This window comes from Microbacterium sp. Root53, assembly GCF_001426925.1.
Taxonomy (GTDB): Bacteria; Actinomycetota; Actinomycetes; order Actinomycetales; family Microbacteriaceae; genus Microbacterium.
Genome location: NZ_LMFR01000012.1, coordinates 164,828 through 186,949, shown reverse-complemented (window position 1 = coordinate 186,949; position 22,122 = coordinate 164,828). Strand labels below are relative to the sequence as shown.

Annotated in this window: 21 protein-coding genes, 1 tRNA gene and 1 other RNA gene; 11 read left to right on the top strand and 12 right to left on the bottom strand. The window is 71.9% G+C overall.

Going from position 1 to position 22,122, the window contains the following annotated elements:
- The first annotated feature begins 25 nt into the window (after positions 1–25).
- The 5 genes from ASD19_RS05780 to ASD19_RS05760 all read left to right on the top strand — a co-directional run bounded on the left by ASD19_RS05780 (position 26) and on the right by ASD19_RS05760 (position 5,921).
- The gene (locus ASD19_RS05780) at positions 26–1,069 is read left to right on the top strand and encodes a YlbL family protein (protein WP_082543056.1); all 1,044 of its coding nucleotides are present in this window, start codon (positions 26–28) and stop codon (positions 1,067–1,069) included.
- 67 nt (positions 1,070–1,136) lie between these two features.
- Positions 1,137–4,040: a UPF0182 family membrane protein gene (locus ASD19_RS05775; protein ID WP_055989650.1), complete on the top strand. Its 2,904-nt coding sequence runs from the start codon at positions 1,137–1,139 to the stop codon at positions 4,038–4,040.
- A 185-nt stretch (positions 4,041–4,225) separates the two neighbouring features.
- Positions 4,226–4,299 (top strand) — tRNA-Met (locus ASD19_RS05770).
- 324 nt (positions 4,300–4,623) lie between these two features.
- Entirely contained in the window at positions 4,624–5,121 is a 498-nt protein-coding gene (locus ASD19_RS05765; RefSeq protein ID WP_055989647.1) for a DUF6328 family protein, read from the top strand.
- Entirely contained in the window at positions 5,118–5,921 is an 804-nt protein-coding gene (locus ASD19_RS05760; RefSeq protein WP_442922509.1) for a carbon-nitrogen hydrolase family protein, read from the top strand. Before ASD19_RS05765 ends, ASD19_RS05760 begins: the two co-directional genes overlap by 4 nt.
- A 19-nt stretch (positions 5,922–5,940) precedes the next feature.
- Here ASD19_RS05760 and ASD19_RS05755 read toward each other — a convergent pair whose 3' ends face one another.
- Positions 5,941–7,158 (bottom strand): aminotransferase class I/II-fold pyridoxal phosphate-dependent enzyme, encoded by a 1,218-nt coding sequence (locus ASD19_RS05755; RefSeq protein ID WP_055989644.1) that lies wholly within the window; start codon positions 7,156–7,158, stop codon positions 5,941–5,943.
- Between the two features lie 161 nt (positions 7,159–7,319).
- Here ASD19_RS05755 and ASD19_RS05750 point away from each other — a divergent pair, with 161 nt between their 5' ends.
- From ASD19_RS05750 to ASD19_RS05740, 3 genes are all read left to right on the top strand, one after another.
- Complete coding sequence (locus ASD19_RS05750; RefSeq protein WP_082543007.1) at positions 7,320–8,798, top strand: S1C family serine protease; 1,479 nt, start codon at positions 7,320–7,322, stop codon at positions 8,796–8,798.
- 70 nt (positions 8,799–8,868) lie between these two features.
- Positions 8,869–10,179, top strand: coding sequence for a CDP-glycerol glycerophosphotransferase family protein (locus ASD19_RS05745; RefSeq protein ID WP_082543006.1), 1,311 nt, complete (start codon positions 8,869–8,871; stop codon positions 10,177–10,179).
- Positions 10,176–11,627 (top strand): CDP-glycerol glycerophosphotransferase family protein, encoded by a 1,452-nt coding sequence (locus ASD19_RS05740; RefSeq protein ID WP_055989641.1) that lies wholly within the window; start codon positions 10,176–10,178, stop codon positions 11,625–11,627. Before ASD19_RS05745 ends, ASD19_RS05740 begins: the two co-directional genes overlap by 4 nt.
- Before the next feature lie 11 nt (positions 11,628–11,638).
- Here the strand turns inward: ASD19_RS05740 and ASD19_RS05735 are convergent, their stop codons facing one another.
- Positions 11,639–12,763 (bottom strand): glycosyltransferase family 2 protein, encoded by a 1,125-nt coding sequence (locus ASD19_RS05735; protein ID WP_055989638.1) that lies wholly within the window; start codon positions 12,761–12,763, stop codon positions 11,639–11,641.
- Positions 12,764–12,815: 52 nt separating this feature from the next.
- On the opposite strand from ASD19_RS05735, the gene ASD19_RS05730 reads away from it, so the two are divergent.
- The 3 genes from ASD19_RS05730 to ASD19_RS05725 all read left to right on the top strand — a co-directional run bounded on the left by ASD19_RS05730 (position 12,816) and on the right by ASD19_RS05725 (position 14,988).
- A complete protein-coding gene (locus ASD19_RS05730) occupies positions 12,816–14,045 on the top strand; it encodes a CDP-glycerol glycerophosphotransferase family protein (RefSeq protein ID WP_055989635.1) in 1,230 nt (409 codons plus the stop codon).
- Positions 14,046–14,201: 156 nt separating this feature from the next.
- Positions 14,202–14,571, top strand: a transfer-messenger RNA (tmRNA) gene (ssrA, locus tag ASD19_RS14010).
- Between the two features lie 120 nt (positions 14,572–14,691).
- Positions 14,692–14,988 (top strand): DUF7882 family protein, encoded by a 297-nt coding sequence (locus tag ASD19_RS05725; protein WP_055989632.1) that lies wholly within the window; start codon positions 14,692–14,694, stop codon positions 14,986–14,988.
- A 23-nt stretch (positions 14,989–15,011) separates the two neighbouring features.
- Here ASD19_RS05725 and ASD19_RS05720 read toward each other — a convergent pair whose 3' ends face one another.
- The 10 genes from ASD19_RS05720 to ASD19_RS14315 all read right to left on the bottom strand — a co-directional run bounded on the left by ASD19_RS05720 (position 15,012) and on the right by ASD19_RS14315 (position 22,114).
- A complete protein-coding gene (locus ASD19_RS05720) occupies positions 15,012–15,287 on the bottom strand; it encodes a hypothetical protein (protein WP_055989630.1) in 276 nt (91 codons plus the stop codon).
- A 36-nt stretch (positions 15,288–15,323) separates the two neighbouring features.
- Entirely contained in the window at positions 15,324–15,503 is a 180-nt protein-coding gene (locus ASD19_RS05715; protein ID WP_055989628.1) for a hypothetical protein, read from the bottom strand.
- 53 nt (positions 15,504–15,556) lie between these two features.
- Complete coding sequence (locus ASD19_RS05710; protein WP_055989627.1) at positions 15,557–16,621, bottom strand: YihY/virulence factor BrkB family protein; 1,065 nt, start codon at positions 16,619–16,621, stop codon at positions 15,557–15,559.
- A gap of 70 nt (positions 16,622–16,691) precedes the next feature.
- Positions 16,692–17,267 (bottom strand): DUF3618 domain-containing protein, encoded by a 576-nt coding sequence (locus ASD19_RS05705; RefSeq protein WP_055989623.1) that lies wholly within the window; start codon positions 17,265–17,267, stop codon positions 16,692–16,694.
- The gene (locus ASD19_RS05700) at positions 17,264–17,680 is read right to left on the bottom strand and encodes a phage holin family protein (protein WP_055989620.1); all 417 of its coding nucleotides are present in this window, start codon (positions 17,678–17,680) and stop codon (positions 17,264–17,266) included. The genes ASD19_RS05705 and ASD19_RS05700 overlap by 4 nt, the downstream gene beginning before the upstream one ends.
- The gene (locus ASD19_RS05695) at positions 17,670–18,632 is read right to left on the bottom strand and encodes a hypothetical protein (RefSeq protein WP_055989617.1); all 963 of its coding nucleotides are present in this window, start codon (positions 18,630–18,632) and stop codon (positions 17,670–17,672) included. The genes ASD19_RS05700 and ASD19_RS05695 overlap by 11 nt, the downstream gene beginning before the upstream one ends.
- 159 nt (positions 18,633–18,791) lie before the next feature.
- The gene (locus tag ASD19_RS05690) at positions 18,792–19,331 is read right to left on the bottom strand and encodes a hypothetical protein (protein WP_055989614.1); all 540 of its coding nucleotides are present in this window, start codon (positions 19,329–19,331) and stop codon (positions 18,792–18,794) included.
- The gene (locus ASD19_RS05685) at positions 19,328–20,155 is read right to left on the bottom strand and encodes an inositol monophosphatase family protein (protein WP_055989611.1); all 828 of its coding nucleotides are present in this window, start codon (positions 20,153–20,155) and stop codon (positions 19,328–19,330) included. The genes ASD19_RS05690 and ASD19_RS05685 overlap by 4 nt, the downstream gene beginning before the upstream one ends.
- Positions 20,156–20,211: 56 nt before the next feature.
- Entirely contained in the window at positions 20,212–21,534 is a 1,323-nt protein-coding gene (locus ASD19_RS05680; RefSeq protein ID WP_055989608.1) for an HNH endonuclease signature motif containing protein, read from the bottom strand.
- A gap of 76 nt (positions 21,535–21,610) precedes the next feature.
- Complete coding sequence (locus tag ASD19_RS14315) at positions 21,611–22,114, bottom strand: OST-HTH/LOTUS domain-containing protein (protein WP_162246654.1); 504 nt, start codon at positions 22,112–22,114, stop codon at positions 21,611–21,613.
- Positions 22,115–22,122 lie beyond the last annotated feature (8 nt).

The following is a 22,122-nucleotide window of genomic DNA, read 5'->3' as shown; positions in this document are numbered from 1 at the left end:
GCTGCCGCGCCGCACTCTGGCGGGCATGTGGGCGGTCGTCGTGGCCATCGTCGTGCTGGTCGTGCTGACCTTCCTCCCGACCGCGTACGTCATCCAGCGCCCCGGTCCCGTGTACGACACGATCGGCACCGCCGAGTCGGCCGACGGCGAGCAGCTGCCCCTGATCGAGATCTCGGGCGCCGAGACCTACCCGACATCCGGGACGCTCGACCTGACCACGGTGCAGGTCGTGGGCAACCGCGAGCGCACGCCTTCCTGGTTCGAGCTGGCGCTCGCGTGGGCCGACCCGTCGCGCGCGGTCGTGCCGATCGACGCCGTCTTCCCCGAGGGCGTGAGCCCCGAGCAGCGGGACGAGCAGAACGCCACGCTGATGGTCGACTCGCAGGCCGAGGCCACCGCCGCCGCGCTGAGCGAGCTCGGTCACGACGTGGGCGCCGAGGTGGAGGTCGCGGCCCTGGCCGGGGAGGACGTGCCCGCGGCGGGTCTCCTGGAGCCGGGCGACGAGATCGTGTCGGCGGACGGCACCCGGGTGGCCGACGCGGCCGCGCTGCGCGAGCTCATCCAGCAGGGCGGCGGCGACCCGGTCGAGATCGTCTACGAGCGCGACGGCGTGCGGGACAGCGTCCGGATCACGCCGGAGCAGGCCGCGATCGACGGCGAGACCGCGTGGCTGATCGGCATCACGCTGACCACGACCTTCGACTTCCCGTTCGACGTCAAGATCCAGCTCGACAACGTCGGCGGGCCGAGCGCCGGCATGATGTTCGCGCTCGGGATCGTGGATGTCCTCACGCCGGGGGCGCTGAACGGCGGCGAGGAGGTCGCCGGCACGGGCACGATCGCCGCGGACGGCACGGTCGGCCCGATCGGCGGCATCCGGCAGAAGCTCTACGGCGCGCGGGAGGCCGGCGCCGAGTGGTTCCTCGCTCCCGCCGCGAACTGCGGCGAGGTGGTCGGGCACGTGCCCGAGGGCCTTCACGTGTTCTCGGTCGAGACCCTCGACGACGCGCTCGATGCGCTCGACGGCATCAAGGCCGGCGAGACCGCCGAGCTGCCGACCTGCGGCTGACGGACGGATCGCGAGGGGCGCCGATCCTCGCGGCAGGGGCATAGACACCCATGCCTAGACTGAGAAGGTGACCACGACCTCCGCGCCCAGGGCGGCCGCGCCGTCCCCGTTCCGACGCATAGTGACGACCTCCCTGGCGGTGATCGCCGGTCTCGTCGTCGCGTTCTTCGCCTTCTCGAACCTCTACGCCGAGTTCCTCTGGTTCGCCCAGCTGGGCTTCGAGAACGTGCTGACCACGCAATGGCTGGCGCGCGTGGTGATGTTCGTGATCGGGTTCGTCGCGATGGCCGCGCCCGTGTGGCTCGCGATCTTCCTCGCGTACCGCCTGCGCCCCGTCTACGCGCGGCTGAGCTCGCAGCTGGACCGCTACCAGGAGGTCGTCGAGCCGCTCCGCCGCCTGGCGATGTGGGGCATCCCGGTGTTCTTCGGCTTCTTCGCGGGCTTCGCCGCCTCGGCCCAGTGGGAGACCACCTGGCTCTGGATCAACGGCGTCGCGACGGGGCAGACCGACCCCGAGTTCGGGCTCGACACGGGCTTCTACATGTTCGCGATGCCCTTCTATCAGGCCATCGTCGGCTTCGCCTCGGCCGTCACGCTGATCAGCCTTCTGATGACCGGCGTGGTGTCGTACCTCTACGGCTCGGTGCGCGCGGGCCAGGGCGAGCTGCGCATCTCGAAGCCGGCCCGCATCCAGCTCGCGGTGATCGCGGGCGTCTACCTGCTGATCCAGGCCGTCAGCCTGTGGCTCGACCGGTACGCCACGCTCGTGGCGCCGGGCGACCGCATCACCGGTCCGGCGTACACCGAGGTCAACGCGGTCATCCCCGGCCAGACGATCCTCGCCGTCGTGGCTGCGCTCGTGGCCATCCTGTTCTTCGTGACCGCCGTGATCGGCCGCTGGCGCTACCCGCTGGTCGCGACGGCGCTGCTCATCGTCACGTCGCTCGTCGTGGGCGTCGGCTACCCGTGGGCCGTGGAGACGTTCCAGGTGCGCCCCAACCAGCGCGCGCTCGAGATGGACTACTACCAGCGCAACGTCGACATGACCCGGGCGGCCTACGGCCTCGACGGGATCGAGAAGACCGAGTTCAGCGCCGAGACCGAGGCCGCCGCGGGACAGCTGCGCAACGACGCCGACACCACCGCCTCGCTGCGCCTGATGGACCCCGCGATCATCAGCCCCACGGTGCGCCAGCTGCAGCAGTACCGCGCGTACTACGGCTTCAACGAGCGGCTCGACGTCGACCGGTACGAGATCGAGGGCGAGACCCAGGACACCGTCGTGGCGGTCCGCGAGCTCGACCTGCAGCAGCTCGACGACAGCGCGCAGACCTGGCAGAACACGACCATGGTCTACACCCACGGCTACGGTCTCGTCGCCGCGAAGGGCAACGAGCGCACGAACGAGGGCGAGCCGGTCTTCATCGAGAGCGACATCCCGTCGTCGGGCTTCCTGTCCGAGCTCGACTACGAGCCGCGCATCTACTTCGGCGAGAACTCGCCCGAGTACTCGATCGTCGGCGCGCCGGACGGCACCGATCCGATGGAGCTCGACTACCCGCGCGGGCAGGAGGGCGCCAGCGAGACGCGCAACACGTTCGAGGGCGACGGCGGGCCGAGCATCGGCAGCTTCTTCCACAAGCTGCTGTACGCCATGAAGTTCCAGTCGGAGCAGATCCTGTTCTCGGACAACGTGAACGAGGAGTCGCAGATCCTGTACGACCGCCACCCCGCGGTGCGCGTGCAGAAGGTCGCGCCGTACCTGACGATCGACAGCGACCCGTACCCGAGCGTGGTCGACGGGCGCATCGTGTGGATCGTCGACGCGTACACGACCAGCGCCACGTACCCGTACTCGACCGGCGTGAGCCTGTCGCAGGCGATCAGCGACTCGACCAACCCGACGCCGAACCTGCGTCTGGACGACATCAACTACATCCGCAACTCGGTCAAGGCCACGGTCGACGCCTACGACGGCAGCGTCACGCTGTACGCGTGGGACGAGGAGGACCCGGTGCTGCAGGCGTGGCAGAAGGTCTACCCCTCGACCGTCGAGCCGATCAGCGAGATGTCGGGCGAGCTGATGAGCCACGTGCGCTATCCGACGGACCTGTTCAAGGTGCAGCGGGCGATGCTCGGCACGTACCACGTCGACACCGCCGGCGCGTTCTACCAGCGGGACAACGCGTGGGCGACGCCGCCGGACCCCGCGAACGACCAGGTGCTGCAGCCGCCGTACTACCTGTCGATGCGGATGCCCGGCCAGGACGAGCCGACGTTCTCGATGTTCACGACGTTCATCCCGGACGGCGGCCAGCGCAACGTGCTGATGGGCTACCTCTCGGTGGACTCGGACGCCGGCAGCGAGGACGGCGTCAAGCGCGAGGACTACGGCAAGCTCCGGATGCTCGAGATCTCGGCCGACACGACCGTGCCCGGCCCCGGCCAGGTGCAGAACGCGTTCGACTCGGACGCCGAGATCGCGTCGCAGATGAACGTGCTGCAGATCGGCAACTCGAACGTCCGGCTCGGCAACCTGCTGACCGTGCCGGTCGGCGGCGGTCTGCTGTACGTGCAGCCCGTGTACGTGCAGTCGACCGGTGGGACGACCTACCCGCTGCTGCGCAAGGTGCTTGTGGCGTTCGGCGACCAGCTCGCCTTCGAGGACACGCTCGCCGACGCGCTCGACACGCTGTTCGGCGGCGACTCGGGTGCCGAGACGGGCGACGAGGAGGTCACGCCGGTCGAACCGGGCGAGGAGCCGGCCGACCCCGGTACGGAGCCACCCGCCGACCCCGGCACCGAGCCGCCCGCCGAGGGCGACGCGTACGCCCAGGCGCTCGCCGACGCGCAGCAGGCCCTGGCCGACAAGCAGGCCGCCCTGGCGTCCGACGACCAGGTGGCCTACGCGGAGGCCGACCAGCGCCTCAACGAGGCTGTGCAGCGGCTCGTCGAGCTCACCGGGGAGTGACCGCGACACAAGGAAGACGCCGCGAGGCGAGGACGATCCCACCCGGATTCTCCTCGCCTCGCGGCTTTCTCCTGGCCCGGGGCAGGTTGACGCGCGGATGAACGCCCGGCGACGCGCCCGGGAATCACGGGTGACCGCCCCGATTGGCCACCTCTGGGATCGCGTGCTAAAGTTAACTCTTGTGCCGCGGGGTGGAGCAGCTCGGTAGCTCGCTGGGCTCATAACCCAGAGGTCGTAGGTTCAAATCCTGCCCCCGCAACAAAAAGCGAAAGGCCCGGTCTTCTGACCGGGCCTTTTGCCATGCGCAGGGGTGGGTTGTCGAGCGAACCGGATCTCGCGACGTCGAGCACGAGGATTCCGGGCGCTCGGGCTCCTGAGTCGCCTCGGACTGCGCGGGGACGTTCTGCTCCACATCCTGTCAGTCCGGATCGCGGTGCGCGCGTCGAACGCCGCTCGCGCCCACGGACCGAGGATCTGATGTGCCCACCCTCTTCCAGCCCCAGGCTGAGGACCCGCGCCGCGGCCTTGTCAAGCCGCGGCGTGCGGGTTTGCCCGCGTGGGCGCACGGCGGGAGGATGGGCGCATGACCGGCTCCACCGATCGCGACGCGCTGCGCAACGAGACCCCGGCCGAGCGGTACGACCGTAACTGGATCGAGGTGCTGCAGGAGCTGCGCGTGCTGCAGACCGGCACCCAGATCCTGACGGGATTCCTGCTCGCGCTCGCGTTCCAGCCGGCGTTCCTCGACCTGGCCGAGGGGCAGCGGATCTTCTACCTGGTGCTGGTCGTGCTCTCGGCGCTGAGCGCCGTGATCGCGCTGGCTCCGGTCGCGCTGCATCGCATCCTGTTCCGCGAGGGGGCCAAGGGGACGATCGTCGCCTACGGTCACGCGTCCCTGCAGTCCGCGCTCGTGATCGTCTCGCTGCTGCTGGTGGGCGTCGTGGCGTTCATCTTCGATGTGGTCGTGAGCGACACGGCGTCGTGGATCGCCGCCATCGTGCTGGCGGTGTTCGTCGTCGTGCTGTGGCTGATCGTGCCGCTCTTCCTGCGGTCCCGGCGCAATCGGCGGGGCGAATCGTGACCGCGCCCATCGGGATCGGCGTCGCCCAGTTCGCCCCCACCGCCGACGTCGCGGCGAACCGCGAGGCGGTGGCCGAGCTCGCGCGGCGCGGCGCCGACCGGGGCGCGGACGTCGTGGTGTTCCCGGAGTACTCGAGCTTCTTCACCGACCCGTTCGACGAGACGCTGGCGGCCCACGCCGAGGCGCTCGACGGCCCCTTCGTGCAGATGCTCACGCAGGTCGCCGCCGAGCTGGGGATCGTCGTCGTCGCCGGGCTCGTGGAGCGCGCGAGCGACGAGGGCCACGTCCGCAACACGGTCGTCGCCGTCGACGCCTCCGGCGTGATCGCCCGCTACCGCAAGCAGCACCTGTACGACGCGTTCGGCCAGCGCGAGTCGGACTGGATCGAGGCGGGCGAGCTGTCGGAGCCGGAGATGTTCCAGGTCGCGGGCCTCACGTTCGGCCTGATGACCTGCTACGACCTGCGCTTCCCGGAGGTCGCGCGGACGCTCGCCGATGCGGGCGCGGACGTCGCGCTCGTGCCCGCCGAGTGGGTCCGCGGACCGCTCAAGGAGCACCACTGGACGACGCTGCTGACCGCTCGCGCGATCGAGAACACGATGTATGTGGCGGCCGCGGATCATCCGCCCACGCTGGGCGTGGGGCACTCCGCCGTGATCGACCCGCAGGGCGTGGCGATCGCGGCGATCGGCACCGGCACGGATGTGACCGTCGGATGGGCCGACCGCGACGCGATCGCGACCGTGCGCCGCGTGAACCCCGCGCTCGCGCTGCGGCGCTACCGCGTCGTGCCGCGCTGAGCCGCCGCCGCGGTCGCCCTCAGCGGGCGTAGGCCGCCAGGCGCGCGGCGGCCTCGTCCAGGACCTCCGTGCGCTTGCACGCCGCGAAGCGCACGAGCGAGGCGTACTCCGCCCGGCGCTCCGGCGTCACGAACGCCGTGAGCGGGATCGCGACCACGCCGGCCTGCGCGAGCTCGCCGCGGCAGAACGCGTCGGCGTCCGCGACGCCGAGGGACGACGCGTCGGCGACCGTGAAGTACGAGCCGCGCGGCGCGGACACCGCCAGGCCCGCGGCCCGCAGGCCCTCGCCGAGGATCTCGCTCTTGCGCTTCATGTCGGCCGCGATCCCGGCGAAGAACGCGTCCGGCAGACGCAGCCCGGCGGCGATCGCCGGCTGGAACGGCGACCCGCTCGTATAGGTCAGGAACTGCTTCACGGTCTGGACGGCCGTGATCAGCTCGGCGGGCCCGCACGCCCAGCCGATCTTCCATCCGGTGGTGCGGAACGTCTTGCCGCCGGACGAGATGGTGAGCGTGCGCTCGGCGGCGCCGGGAAGCGCCGCGACGGGCAGGTGCGGGGCGTCGAACGTCAGGTGCTCGTACACCTCGTCCGACACCACGACGGCGTCGTGCAGGTGCGCCAGGCTCACGATCTCCTCGAGCACGCGCCGCTCGAAGACCGTGCCGGTCGGGTTGTGCGGGTTGTTCACCAGGATGACGCGGGTGCGGTCGGTCACGGCATCCGCGAGCTCGTCGAGGTCGGGCTGGAAGTCCGGCCAGCGCAGCGGCACGGTGCGGAGGGTCGCGCCGGCGAGCGCCACGCAGGCCGCGTAGGAGTCGTAGTACGGCTCGAACACGACCACCTCGTCCTCGGGGCCGTCGATCAGCGCCAGCAGCGCGGATGCGAGCGCCTCGGTCGCGCCCGTGGTGACCAGGACCTCGCCGTCGGGGTCGTGGCCGAGCCCGTAGAAGCGCTGCTGATGCTCGGCGATGGCCTGGCGGAGCTCGGGGATGCCGGGACCGGGCGCGTACTGGTTGGCGCCGCGCGCGATCGCGTCCCTGGCCGCCTCGAGCACCTCGGCGGGACCGTCCTCGTCGGGAAACCCCTGACCGAGGTTGATCGCCCCGGTGCGGCCCGCCAGAGCCGTCATCTCGGCGAAGATCGTGCTGCCGACGACCACCCCGCCGCCGCTCGGATCGGTCCGCAGGAGTCCCGCCCCCTCGGCGGTGCGCCGCCAGGCGCCGGCTACGTCTCGCATCCCGCCAGGCTACCGCCGGGCCCGCCGCGCAGCGCCCTCGGGCGGTCACACAGACGCCATACTGCCGTCATAGGTTTCGCAAAGGAAACGGCGCGACCCTGGAAGGGCTTCGGAAGCCTGAAGCGCTCGCATCCCCGAAGCATCTGTACAAAGGAGCAGCCATGGACACCCAGCGTTCCGACGAGACGCCCGAGCCGACCTCGGGCGGCGCCCCGCAGGCCGGGCCGGGCGACTACCGCGCCCCGGACGGACTGCACATCCCGCCGCGGCCCCCGGCGCCCCACCCCTCGCCGGCCTACGGCACCGTCCCGCCGGCGCGGTATTCCGCGCCTGCGCCTCACGGTCACGCGTTCGGCCAGGCCGCGCACCCCCAGCTCACCCAGCCCACCCAGCCGCTGCCGAAGGACCTCCACGGGGGCGCCGGTCAGGATCGGCAGGAGCGCGCGAAGCCCGGCGCCGGCCGGGTCGCCGCCCTGCTGGTCGCCGCCGCGCTCGTCGGCGGGGCGGCCGGTCTCGGCGGCAGCTACGCGGGCGACGCGCTGTGGGGATCCGACGGCGCCCCCGGCGCCGCGTCGGGCCCCTCGAACATCACGGTGAACAATCCGGGCTCCGTCAACGAGGCCACAGCCGTCGCGACCGAGGTGCTGCCCAGCGTCGTGACGATCGAGGTGGCCGGCGGATCCGAATCCGGATCCGGATCCGGGGTGGTGCTGAGCGAGGACGGCTACGTCGTCACGAACACGCACGTGGTCACGCTCGGCGGGGCGACCGGAGACGCGCAGATCCGGGTGACGGCGTCGGACGGCCGGATCTACGAGGCCGAGATCGTCGGCACCGACCCGACCTACGATCTCGCGGTCATCAAGCTCGCGGACGCCCAGGGGCTCACGCCGATCGAGTTCGCGGACTCCGCGAAGCTCAACGTCGGCGACACGACCGTCGCGGTCGGCGCCCCGCTCGGGCTGTCCAACACGGTCACGACCGGCATCGTCAGCGCGCTGAACCGCAGCATCGAGATCGCGTCGGCGGCGACGCCCGAGGAGGGCGACGAGGCCGAGGAGACGCCGGAGCAGGAGCAGGAGAGCCCCTGGTTCTTCGACATCCCGGGACAGGAGTACCCCGGCCAGGCGCGCGAGTCCATCTCCATCGCGGTGATCCAGACCGACGCCGCGATCAACCCGGGCAACTCGGGCGGTGCGCTGGTCGACTCCCAGGGCCGGCTGATCGGCGTGAACGTCGCGATCGCCACGGCGAGCGGCTCGAGCGGCGAGTCCGGATCCATCGGGGTCGGGTTCGCGATCCCGTCGAACGTGGTGCAGCGGGTCACGGACGAGCTGATCGCCGAGGGCAAGGCCACGCACGGCCTGCTCGGGGCCAGCGTCACGCCGGCGAGCGCCGCGCGGGACGCGACCACGGCGGGCGCGCTGATCGAGGAGGTCACTCCGGGCGGCGCCGCGGAGCAGGCCGGCCTGCGGGCGGGCGACATCGTCACCGAGTTCAACGGCGTGCGCATCGGATCCGCCGTGGACCTCACCGCGCAGGTGCGCGCCGCCGCGGGCGGCAGCCAGGCGACGCTGACGTACGTGCGGGACGGGGAGTCGCACACGATCGACGTCACCCTCGGATCGCTGGGGGAGTAGCCGGCGATCGAGTGATCGGCCGCCCCGCGAGCCACGGCAGGCCCGGACGGGCATGTCATAGGCTCGCGGGGTGGCCTCCTTCTCCTTCGGTGCGGGAAACGCGCGGAAGATCGCCCGGCTGCCGCTGTATGCGCTCGGGCGGCTGGTCACGCTGGTGACCCCGCGCACCGAAAGCTGGGTCTTCGGCTGCGGCGCGGGGATCGGCGACGGGGCGCTCGCGCTCTGGCAGGTCGCGGCCGAGCACGGACGGGACGCGGTCTGGCTGACCGACGACCCGCGGGAGGCGCGCGACGCGGCGGCGCTGGGCATCCCCACGCTGCGCAAGTCGTCGCTCGCGGGGTTCTGGGCCACGGCCCGCGCCGGCGTGATCGTCGTGGCGTACGGCTTCGGCGACGTCAACCCCTATGCGATCGGGAGCGGCTTCGTCGCGCAGCTCTGGCACGGGATCCCGCTCAAGCGGATCGGCCTGGACGCGCCCGAGACGCTGCGCAGCCCGATCCGCGTGGGCGCCGCGCTCGTGAGCCGCGCGCTCGGGCTGATGTACCGCGCCGCGGCCCGCCGCATCGACCTCCTGCCCGCGGCCTCGCACCTGGTGCGCGGGCGGCTGGAGTCGGCGTTCGGCCTGCCCGCCGAGCGCATCGTCGTGACCGGAGAGCCGCGCACGGACGTCCTCTCGCGAGGCACGGCCGAGGAACGGCGCGAGAGCGCGCAGACGGTGATCCGGAGGCTCGTCCCCGACCTTCCGGGAGAGCGGCTCGTGATGTACGCGCCCACGTGGCGCGACGGCGAGCCGGATCCCGCGGTCCCGGGGGCCGCCGACTGGAAGGCGATCGACGAGGCGCTCGCGCGCCATGACGCGGTGCTGCTGGTCCGCTCCCACCGGCTGGGCGCGGGGGACTACGCGCCGCCCGCGGGGGTGTCGCGGGTGCGCTCGCTCGGCGCCGAGCTGCTCAACGACGTCACACCGGCGCTCCCGGGCCTCGACGCGCTCGTCACCGACTACTCGTCGCTCGTGTACGACGCCGCGCTGGTCCCGCTCCCGGTGCTGTTCCTCGCGCCGGACGTGGCGGCCTACGCGCGACGCCGCGGGTTCTACGGCGCGTATCGCGACGTGGCGGGCCATGACGCCGCCACCACGTGGGCGGAGCTGCTGCCGCAGCTCGACGCGCTCCTCGGGGATCCCGCCGTCGCGGCGGAGCGCACCGCGCGTTCGCGCGCGCTGAGCGAGCGCGTCCACGCGTTCCACGACGGCCGCAGCGCGGAGCGCGTCTACGCGGCGATCGTCGCGCGCGCGGGCCTGGCGCCGGACGTCCCGCGACCCGCCGGCCGATCCACCGGCCCGAACGACCCGAACGACCGAGTACGGAAGGCCACTCGATGACCTCGCAGATCACGGCCCGCTTCGAGCCGGGCGATCCGCAGCTCGTGATCCAGGGGGCGGGCGCGCGACCTGCGTCCGCCACGCTCACCGGCCCGCGCGCGCACGTCGACGGCCGGATCACCGGGGGCGGGAAGACCTGGACCGTGCGGTTCCCGCTGCGCGCGTCGCGCTGGGGCGGACCCGAGCTCCCGCTGCCCACTGGCGAGTACCGCGTGGGTATCGAGGGGGTCGAGATCGACGCGCAGCTGCCGATGCGGGTGCTCGGCGGATCGTCGCGTGCGGGCCTCCGGGCCGAGCTGCGCGGCGCCGCGCTCGTCGTCGGCCCGCCGGTCGACCCGGTCTACGACGATCCCGATGCGCAGGGCGCGCTCGAGCGGCGCTACGTCGACCGCGCGACGCCGCTCGAGAACGCCGTGTTCTTCGAGAGCTTCTACGGGCGCGGCGCGGGCTGCAACCCGTTCGCGATCGACCGGGAGCTGGCCCGGGTGGCTCCCGGCGTCATCCGGTACTGGAGCGTCGTCGACCTGTCGGTGCGCGTGCCCGAGGGAGCCGTCGCTGTCGTCGAGGGCAGCCCCGAGTGGTGGCGGGCGCGCAGCGCGGCCCGCGTGCTCGTCGTGAACGACTGGCTGCGACGCCGGTACGTGCGCCGACGCGGGCAGAAGGTGCTGCAGACGTGGCACGGAACGCCCCTCAAGCGGCTCGCCCTGCACCGGCCGGGCTTCGACCCCCGGCGCGCGGGCGCCGTCGTCAAGGAGTCGCTGCGCTGGGACGTGCTGCTCGCGCAGAACCCGTACGCGGCGCGCATCCTGCGCAAGGCGTACGCGTTCTTCGGTCGTCCCATCTGGGTGGAGGGCTACCCGCGCAACGACGCGCTCGTGAACGGCGACCCCGCGGCGGTCCGCGGGGAGCTGGGCATCGCGCCGGGGGAGCGGGTGCTGCTGTACGCCCCCACCTGGCGCGACGACCGTCAGGAGATCGTTGACTTCCTCGACCCCGAGGCGCTCGCCGCCGAGACCGGCGCGGTCGTGCTCGTGCGCGGGCACTCCCGCACGCTGCTGCCGGGGCACGACGTGGCGGGCGCCCGCGTGATCGACGTGACCGGCTATCCGGATGCCGCGCCGCTGCTGCTCGCGGCCGACGCGCTGATCACGGATTACTCCTCCGTCATGTTCGACTTCGGGGTCACGGGCAAGCCCATGTACTTCCTCGTGCCCGACATGGAGCACTACCGCGGCGAGCTTCGCGGCTTCTACTTCGACCTCGCCGCCCGCGCGCCGGGACCGCTGGTGCGCACGCAGGACGAGCTGGTCGCCGCGCTCGCCGCGGACCCGGCCGAGCACGCGGACCGATACGCGGCCTGGACCGCCCGGTTCAATGCGCGCGACGACGGCCGGGCGTCGGAGCGGGTCGTCGCCCGCATCCTCGATCAGGGCCTCCTCGACCGCTGACCCGCGGCCGGCTACGGCAGCGGTGTGTTGCGGCCGTCGAGCCGGGAGGTGTCGACCGTGTCGTGCGCGCCGCGCGTGAGGCCGACGAGGAACCCGGCGCCCCACGCCAGGTGCATCGTCGGCAGCACCGCGAGGGTCCAGAGCTTGTCGCGCAGGCCCGATCCGCCGCCGCGGCCGGCCGCGACGACCAGGACGAGCAGGATGTACGCGGCCACGGGCACGTGCACGAGCGACGCGATTGCCGCCCAGACGCCCGAGACGACTCCCGTGATCTGCAGCACGCCCACCACGACGGAGAGCAGCACCGCGAGCACGAGCACGGGCGGCGCGAAGAAGCGCAGCGAGTTGCGCAGACCGTAGCGGCGCACGAGCTCGCCGCGCCAGGTGCCGGTCGCCACGAACTGCCGCGCCAGCCGGATCCAGCTCTCGCGCGGCCAGTACGTGACGGACAGCGCCGGATCGAACCAGACGCGGTAGCCGGCCGAGCGGATGCGCAGGTTGAGCTCCCAGTCCTCGCCGCGGCGGATCGACTCGTCGAAGAGCCCTACCTGCTCGAGGACGGCGCGGCGCATCACGCCCAGGTAGGCCGACTCGGCCTCGCCCTCCGGAGCCCCGCCGTGGTAGGCGCCGCCTCCCAGCCCGATCCGCGAGTTGTACGCGCGCGCCACGGCGCGCTGGAACGGCGTGCGCCCGTCGGCGCGCATCACGCCGCCGACGTTCCCGGCGCGCGTGCGCTCGAGCGTCGCAAGCGCCCGCGCCGTGTAGCCGGGCGCGAGTTCCGAGTGGGCGTCCACCCGCACGATGGTCGGGTGGGAGCTGGCGCGGATCGCGGCGTTGAGCCCCACCGGAATGTCGGCGGCCGGGTTCTCGACGAGCACGATGCGGCCGTCCTCGGCCGCCAGCTCGCGCGCGAGCTCGGTGGTGCCGTCGCTCGAGGGGCCGAGCGCGAGGACGACCTCGACCGGGCCGTCGACCCGCTGCTCCAGCACCGTCTCGACCGCGCGCCGGAGATAGCGCCGCTCGTTCAGCACGGGCATCACGAAGGACACGCCCGAGCCGGGCGGGACCGCCGGCGCGTCGCGTCGCGGCGCCTCCTGCCGAGACGCGCGGAGCCGCTCGGCGGGATCGTTACGCATTCGTCGATCATCCCACGCAGGTGCCCGTGAGACCGCTGGTTAGGCTGGTCGGATGGGCGTGGCGCGGGATGTGAAGACGGCGGTCGGACTCCTTCGGAAGGCCCTCGCCTCACGCCGCGCGAAGCACGCCATCAGGGCCGCGCTGGCCGCCCGCCCCCCGCACACGCCGGGTACCTTCCGCATCGCGGTGTACTTCGCCGACGGCGACGTGAACATGTACCAGATGCGGCAGTGGTACCGCCCGCTCGCCGAGCTCGCCCACACGCACCCGGTGGTCGTGATGGCGCGCAGCGCCACCGGCGCCGCGGCCCTGCTGAAGGATGACGCGCTCCCCGTCGCGTTCGTGCCGACCGTGCGGGACATCGAGCGGTTCCTCGACGCGCAGGACATCCGGATCGTCCTGTATGTGAACCAGAACACGCGCAACTTCCAGATGTTCCGGTACGGCGAGCGCTGGCACGTGTTCATCAACCACGGCGAGTCCGACAAGATGTACATGACCACCAACCAGTACAAGGCCTACGACTACGCCCTGATCGCCGGGCAGGCCGCGCGCGAGCGCCTGAGCCGCACGCTGTGGGACTTCGATCTCGACCGCCGCACGATCGAGATCGGCCGGCCGCAGGCCGACCACTACTCGGGTGAGCTTCCCTACACGCCGGACCAGCGCACCGTCGTGCTCTACGCGCCCACGTGGGAGGGCGACCGTCCGGCCGCGCACTACGGCTCGATCCGGACCCACGGCGAGGCGCTCGTGCAGGCGCTGCTCGCGACCGGGCGCCATCGGGTGATCTATCGCCCTCACCCGCGCAGCGGCGTGGTGGATCCCGAGTTCGGGGAGGCGAACCAGCGGATCATCCAGGCGATCGAGGCGGCGAACGCGGCGGATCCGGAGGCGCATCACGTGTACGACGACGGCCCGGATCTCGGCTGGCAGCTGGCCGCCGCGGATGTCGCGATCGCCGACATCTCCGCCATGGTCTACGACCGCCTCGCGGCCGGGAAGCCGCTGCTCATCACGCGCCCGGCCGATCCGGCCGCCGAGGTGGACGAGGGCGGCTACCTGTCTGCGTGCGAATGGCTCCGCGCCGAGGACGCGCCGAGAATCGTCGAGGAGGTCGAGCGCGTGCGCCACGACCCCGAGGCGGCCGAGCGCCTGCGCCACTGGGTTACGCACTACTTCGGCGACACGACGCCCGGCGCCGCGACCGCGCGCCTCCACGCCGCGATCGAGCAGCTCATGGCGAAGTGGGACGACTGGAGCGCGCGGGCCGGCCGGTGACCCGCGCGGCGCGGCCGACTCGCCGGGAATGGCGTCGCGCTCCGATCCGTTGTAGTCTGTGATGCTCGGTGCTCGTCACCGAGATCGCCCGGTCTCCGGACCGGGATGGCAATTCCACAGCGTGCGACAACGGCTCCTTCGCGAGAAGGAATTCACGGGGCTGATCGGTTTCGACAGTGCTTGCGAATCTGCGAGAAGCGGGCCGAGGATGCAGGGTTATCTCGAAAACGCTCCCTGCAAAACAATAAGTGCCAATGCAAAGCGCACTGACTTCGCCCTCGCTGCCTAAGCGAGCCCGATAGTCCGTCAGACCGTGGGTGATCCCGACACGGATTCTGGCGTCATCTAGGGATCTTGCTGCGTGACGGTGTCGGGACGTCACGCGGGACTCTTTCTCGACTGGGCCCGTCGACTTAGGTGTCTGTGACAAAGGTCGGGGCCGAGCAGAACGTCTTCACAGACTGCGCCCGGAGAATCCCCAGAGACTCAGCGCTGGACGGGGGTTCGATTCCCCCCAGCTCCACGACGTTGTCGCACTGTGCGAAGGCCCCGCGATCCTCTGGAACGCGGGGCCTTCTGCGTCGCGGCGCGTAACACTCGTCGTCCCTCTGGCGGTGGGAGCGCTCTCGAAATTACGGTATCTCGCGTGGGCATCCTCCTGTATGGCGACCTCCCTCCAGTCGACCTGGACGATCGCACGCTGGCGCATCTCAAGGTGGTGATGCTGGCCAAGCTCCGTCGCCACGAGAGCTTCTGCGTGTCCTGGCCGCACTGCGACGGCAGCGGTCGCAGCACGATCTGGGTGGGGCCCGGCATCCCGCTCCGCTTCGTGTTCGAGTCCGCCGAGTCGCCGCAGCTCGACCCGGACCTGCTCGAGGAGCTCGCCGAGGAGGCCCTGGGGCTCAGCGGCATCCAGCTCGGCGAGCGCCTCGTGTCGACCTAGCCGGGCGATCCGCTCTCGAGCCGTCAGTCGCTCCGCACCGCCAGCAGCGACCAGCCCTCCGGCACCTGCGCCTCGAGCGCGGCCATGTCCGCCGCGCTGATCTCGCGCGTCTCGCCCCAGCGGGCCATGCGCCCGGTGGCGGTGAGCGCGCTCGATCCCTTGGGCATCGACACCTTCGCGTGGGTGAGCTGCCATCCCTCCGGCACCTGCGCCTCGAGGGCCCGGTGCACGTCGTCCAGCGTTGCGCCCTCGGCGCTCAGCTCGCGGGTCTCGGTGGGACGGATGACGCCGATCAGCACGTCCTCGATTTTATCGAGGGCCGCGCCGGCGACCCGTCAGGCGGTCGCCCACAGGCTCTGGCTGATGCGGCGCCGGAGCAGCACTCCGCCGGTCTCGGCGGCCAGGCGCTCCGCCTCGTGGCGGGAGAGCGGGCCGACCGCGTTGCCGGGTGAGCCGGAGCGCTTCACGGCGTACTCGAACCAGTAGTGGCTGCCGTCCGTGTCCACGTCGTACATCTCCCGTACCTCCCGCACTGAAGGATGCGCGAGACGCGCCACAGATACACGCGTCACTCGTCATCGGGCTCGCGCGCGGACTCCCGGATGCGGCGGGCCTCGGCGAGGTCCTTCCTCTCCTTCTCGGCGGCCTTCTCGATCTGCGTCGTGTCGCGTGGCGGCAGCTGGATGCGCTCCTCCGCCTCGATGCCGGCCTGCAGCTCACGGGTGCGCTCCAGCTCCGCATCGAACTCGGCGCCGAACAGCAGCGCCATGTTCGCGATCCACACCCACAGCAGGAAGATCACGACTCCGGCGAGCGACCCGTAGGTCCGGTCGTAGCTCGAGAAGTTCGCGACGTAGATGCCGAAGCCCAGCGACGCCAGCGCGAGCGTGACGATCGCGATGACCGCGCCCGCGCTCACCCAGCGGAACTTCGGCTGCTCGGTGTTCGGAGTGAAGTAGTAGAGGGCGGCCACGAAGAAGATCACGACGCCCACGAGCAGCGGCCACTTCGCGATCTGCCAGATCAGCTGGCCGGTCTCGCCGATGCCCAGCGCCTCGCCGACGGTGCGGGCGACGGGACCCGAGATGATCAGGAGGCCGATCCCGATCACGGCCAGCACGATCGTGAGCAGCGTGAATGCGAGCTGCGCGGGCTTGCGCTTCCAGAACGGGCGGCCCTCGTCGATCTCCCAGATGCGGTTCATGGCGCGGCTGAACGCGCCGACGTAGGCCGACGCCGACCAGATCGCGACGGCGACACCGGCGATCAGCGCGATGCCGGCGCTGGAGGAGCTCGCGACCTCCTCGAGCGGGCCGCGAAGGCCCTCGGCCGCGTCCGGCGCGACCTCGCGCACGATGCCGAGCACGGCGTTCGCGGCCTCGCCGTCCTGCCCGACCACGCCGAGCAGGGAGAACACCGCGATCAGGCCGGGGAACAGCGACAGCACGGTGTAGAACGTGAGGGCGGCGGCGAGGTCGCGGCACTCGTCGTCTCCGAACTCCGCCACCGTCTTCTTCAGCGCGTACTTCCATGACGGCTTCTCGATCTCGCCGAGGGAGTCGGGCTTGTCCGGATGATCCGGATCGGGGGAGTGCTTCTGGTCGTCGACCGGCGCGGACGTCGTGCGGCTCATGATCGTGCCTTTCCAGGGGTGGGGACGGCGGCCCGTGCCGCCGCCCCCGTGTCGTGCGGGTGGTCGGAGGTCAGCTGCCGCTGACGTTCGACCGTGCCTCGTCTGCGCGCTCGCGCACGGTGCCGGCGGCATCCTGCGCGTCGGACTGCACGTGCGATGCGGCGTCCGAGGCGGTGTCCTTGACCGCCGTGGCGGCCTCCTTCACGGGCTCCTTCAGGTCCTGACCGACCTGCTGCGCGACTTGCTTGGCCTCGTCGACGAGCGGCTGGGCCTGCTCCTTGACGCCCTCGGCCAGCTCCTTCTCCTTGGCGGAGGCGGGGATGAGCGAGGACACCACGAGCCCGGCGGCGAACGCCATGAGGCCCACGGCGAGAGGGTTGCCCTCGGCCTTGGCGGCCACGCGGTGGGTCGCGTCGGAGACGCCGCCCGCGACGGACGAGCCGCGATCGTGCAATGCCGAGCCCGCGTCGTCGGCGGCGCCCATGACGCGGGTGCGGAGCGAGCCGAACGCGCCCTTGATCTTGTCGGTCTGGCGGTGCACGACCTTCGAGGGCGTGACCTTGTCGACCAGAGCGTCGGCGTCGCGGCTGAGTTCACGGCGAGTGCGCTCGATGTCGGCGCGGATCGCCTCAGGCGAATCGGTCATCGGTTCTCCTCATTCCTCTTCAGTGCGTCGGGGATCTTCCCGAGCGACTCCACGGTGCGCGGAGCCCCCTTCACTTCCTTGATCTGATTGCGGCCCGTCAGGAACAGCGCCGCGGCGATCACGGCCCAGATGACCGCGACGAGCACGGCGGACCAGCCGAGCCCGATGAGCTGACCGAGTCCCCACCACAGGGCGACGGACAGGAAGAAGATCGCCATCGACGCCGCGTAGCCGGCGCCGCCGATCATCCCCCCGCCCTTGGCCGCGCGGGTGGTGGACTCCTTCAGCTCGGCCTTGGCGAGCGCGATCTCCTGCCGCATCAGCAGCGAGAGATCCTGCGTCACCTCGCCCAGCAGGTCGCCGAGCGACGTGTTCGCGGCCTTCTGCTCCGAGGGCGTCGTCTCATCGGCCATCGTGCGGCTCCCCGAGTCCCTCGAAGCCCGGCTCGGCGGCCGGGTTCGCAGCGTGCGAGTCGTCGTACAGCGGCGTGGACTCGCCCGCCGCGCCGGTGGACGTCACCGGCTGGCCGCCCTGGGGCGTCGGACGGATGTCCGAGACGCCGGAGCCGAACGCGGGGTCGACGGTGTGCGCGGTCGCGGGGTCGTCGCCCTCGCCGCTCGCCCATTCGCCGGTTCCGGTGCCCGTGCCGGCGGTGCTCGAGCCTGCGGTCCCGGCGCCCGTGCCGACCGCCCCGGCGCCCACCCCGGCGCCGACGCCCGTGCCGACAGCCGTGCCGGGCGAGTAGCCGCCCGCACCGTAGCCCGTGCTCGCGCCGACGCCCGTGCCGGTCACCGGCGCGGGCGGCGGGACCGTGCCCGAGGTGCCGGCGGTGGCGCCGCGCTCGTCGGCCGCGGACTCGCCGAGTGCGCGTGCGAGGCGACCCGCCAGCACGCCGGCGACCAATGCGCCGCCGATGAAGAGGCCCGGCTTGCGCCGCGCGAAGGTCTTCACCTCGTCGAGCAGGCTGCCGGGGTCGCGGGCGGACAGCCACGACGAGACGTCGGTCAGCTTCGTGGACGCCTGGCGCACGAGGTCGGTCGCGACGCCGCCGTTCTCCGAGTTGCGCGCGAGCGACTGCAACTCGTCGCCGATCGAGCGGAGGCCGTCGGCCACCCGCTGCTGCTGCGTGGCCGCCTGGTCGCTCAGCTCGCGCTTGGTCTGGGCGTACACCTGCTTCGCCTGCGTCTTCGCCTCGCGGGCGACCGTCGACGCCTCCTGCTTGGCGGTGTCGAGGACGTGCCCGGCCTCGGCCTTGGCCGTGCCGGCGACCTCCGAAGCCTCCTGCTTCGCCGTCTCGGTCGTGCCTGACGTGGATCCTGTGCCTGTCGTGGTCGACGGGGGCACCGCTCCATAGTTCTGCGACATCGGTCTTCCTCTCCCTTACCGCTTGCGGACGTGGGACTTCGATGTAACGCGCAAATCGCGGGCGGCACCTACCTCTTGACGCGAAGGCGCGGCCGTGGCATGAGAACGCGCGGAGCGCCATCCAGTGGCGCAGTCAGGCGCGGAATCGACGGAAGAAGGTCAGGGCCAGGTGATGACGGCGAGGTTCTGCTTCGGCGCGGCGACCTTCACGAAGCCGTCGCCGAACGCGTACGCCATGGCGTCCTCGGGAACCGGCGCGAACGGCTCGGTGTAGACCGCCAGCCCGCCCTCATCGCTGCGCGTCCAGCCCTGCTCGGTGAGGAAAGCCTGCCACTTCTCCGCGCCGGCCGCGTCGAGCGGGGCCCATCCGAAGATCTGCACGCCGTGGTCGGTCGCGACGTCCGGTGCGCCCCACGTGCACATCACGCCGCCCTCGATCGACGTGGTAGCGGGATCGCCGAAGCTGAACGGCTCCTCGATCGCCTCGAGGCCGTAGCCCTTGAACTCCGCGACGAGGGACTCCGACAGGATCGTCTCGCACGTCGGCTCGGCGTTCGGATCGGCCGGCGGAGCGCTCGCCCCCGCGGTGGGCGCCGAGGGGTCGGCGGGCGCCGTGCCCGGCTCCGGCGCGCACGAGGCGAGGCCCAGCATCGCCGTCACGGCGAGTAGGACGGCCGCCGCGCGGCGCCCGGGGGTCATGACGTCCCCGTGCCGTGCAGGACCTCGAGGATCGCGTCGTGGAGCACGCCGTTGGTCGCCACGGCCGAGCCGGACGCGATCGTCGGCTCGCCCTCGAACGAGGAGAATCGGCCGCCCGCCGCGGTCACGATGGCGGCCGCGGCTGCGAGGTCGTACTCCTTGACGTCGAACTCGCCGACCATCTCCAGCCTGCCCTCGGCGAGGAGCATGTACGACCACACGTCGCCGTAGGCACGGTCGCGCCACACGCGGCGCGTCAGCGCGACGAGGGCGTCGAGGTGGCCGGCGTCGTCCCACTGGCCGATGCTCTGGAAGCTGACGCTCGCGTCGTCGAGCGTGGCGACCTCGGAGACCCGGATGGCGCGCGGCTCGCCGCCGTCGACGCTCGTCCACGCGCCGAGCCCGATGGCGCCCCACCAGCGGCGGCCGAGCGCCGGGGAGCTGACCACGCCGAGGCGCATCACGCCGTCGATCTGGAGGCCGATCATGGTGCCCCAGACCGGGACGCCGCGGAGGAAGTTGGCGGTGCCGTCGATCGGGTCGATGATCCAGCGGCGAGCGCGGTCCTCGTCGGCGCCGTACTCCTCGCCGAAGATGCCGTCGTCGGGGCGCTGCTGGGCGAGCAGCTCGCGCACCGCGCGCTCGGCGGCCAGATCGGCGTCGGTCACGTGGGTGCGGTCGGCCTTGCGCGACACGTCGAGGTCGGCCGCGTCGAAGCGGGGCAGGGTCTGCGCATCGGCCGCGTCGGCCAGGCACAGCGCGAGCTGCAGGTCCGCGTCGAGATCGCCGAACGACAGGGGGGAGCCGGACGCGGGGGGAGTCACCGGAACAGGATACCTGCGGGTGGTGTCGCCCCCGCTGAGGCGCCGCCGCACCTGGATCAGAAGGGAGCGGGTGTGCGCGGCAGGTAGTAGATGGTCTCCGCCGCGTGGACGTAGTCGTACCCCGCGGGGCTGCGCATCCGCATGCGGCCGCGCGAGAGCTGCTCGAAGCGCCAGGGGGAGAAGTGCTTCATCATGTGGTGCTGCTCGCAGACCGCGGCCATGTTCGTCACCGCGGTCGGGCCGCCGCGCGACCACGGGATGGTGTGGTCGATGTCGGCGTGCTTCGCCTTGACGGTGCATCCCGGGACCCGGCACGTCCGGTCCCTGGCGAGCAGGTATCGACGCTGCGCGGCGGTCGGATGGTGATGGTCGACCGTGAGCAGGGCGCCGGTGTCGGGGTGCAGGAACACCCGCTCCCACCCGACGGCGGTTCCCGCGAGGCGACGGGCGGTGTCGGGGTCGATCGGGCCGTAGCCGGCGAGGAGGGCGGGCCCGTCGTCGAGGCCCGCGAGCGTCGTCACGGGGATGACCACCTCGACCGTCGCGGTGATCGCCTGCTCCAGCTCGTGGCCCGTGGGCAGGCCGCACAGCAGCAGGTCGAGCGCGATGTCGGCGCGCAGCTGGCTGAGGTGCCGATCGTCCGTGTACTTGGCGTAGGCGGGGTCCTCGGGCGCGGGCTCGACGCCGTCGAGATCGCGCACGACCGCGCGGCGGTCGCGCTTCACCTCCTCGCCGCAGGAGGTGAGGCGGTCGTGCGCGGCATGGATGGCGACGGCCGGTCCGATGATGCCGAGCATGGCCTGGCCGTCGGGCAGGTCCTCGACCCACGTGCGCCGATCGGCCCGCGCGCGCTCGTCGCGCTCCGCGAGCGTCGTCGGGTGGTGGCGCTCGGCGATCTGCCTGGCGAGGCTCTTGATCCCGTGCGGCGTCCTCGTGGCGGCGAGCCGGACGACCTCGCGTTCATAGGCCTCGCGCGCCTCGGGCTCCGGGATGTCCGTACCCGCGGCGACGATCTCGCGAGCGTGCCGCTCGGTGATCCGCCCGTTCGACAATGCGGCATGCGTTGCGGGGAACTTCGAGACGAGCTCGTGCGCGCGATCCATCCGGGACTGCATCGTGCGAGGCGACTCCTTGAGGGCCAGAGCGAGCTCGGCGGTCATCGAGCGGAGGGGGAACGCGTGGTCGCTCCCGTTCGGGTCGCGTGCGACCTGCTCCAGCGCGATCCCGGTCACGTCGGAGAGGAGCCCGGCCTCGCGCGCGTCGAGCCGGGCGCGCTCGGCGCGGATCCGCTTCAGCTCCTCGATCGAGGCACGCGTGCGCGACCGCTCCGCCGGGGTGAACCCCCAGCTGACCTCGTCGGCATCCTCGAACCTCGGCATGCCCCCATTCTCGCACCCGCCTCGGACATCTGTTCGAATGTTCGCGGGGTGTGGAGAAGTGGATCAGCTCGGAAACCTAGGGGACGAGGGCCTTGTCGGCCACCACGATCGTCGTGCCGCGCGTCTTTATGTGGAAGCGCTCCGTCGCCTTGACGAGTTCGCTCAGGCGCGCGAACCCCCAGTTGCGGGAATCGAAGTCCGGCGCGTTCTTGCGGACGTGCTGTCCGACCGGGGAGAGATTCGCCCAGCCCTGTTCGTCAGCAGTGGCCAGGACCGCCGCGCGCAGCAGCGCGACGAGCTTCGCATCGCCGCCTGGTGACGACGTCTTCGTCGCGCCGTCGCGCTCCCGTGCCGGGGTGGCGCCCTCGAGCAGATCGAAGTAGGTGAACTGGTCGCACGCGTTGCGGAACGCGCTCGGCGTCTTGCGCTCGCCGTATCCGAGCACCGGGATGCCGTCCTCCCGAATGCGCGCCGCCAGTCGGGTGAAGTCGCCGTCACTCGACGCGATGCCGTGGCGCGCCACCTCGCCCAGCACGGGTCCGACCCACGCCGGGGCGATGTTCTCGGCGTCGAACAGCACGGCGATGG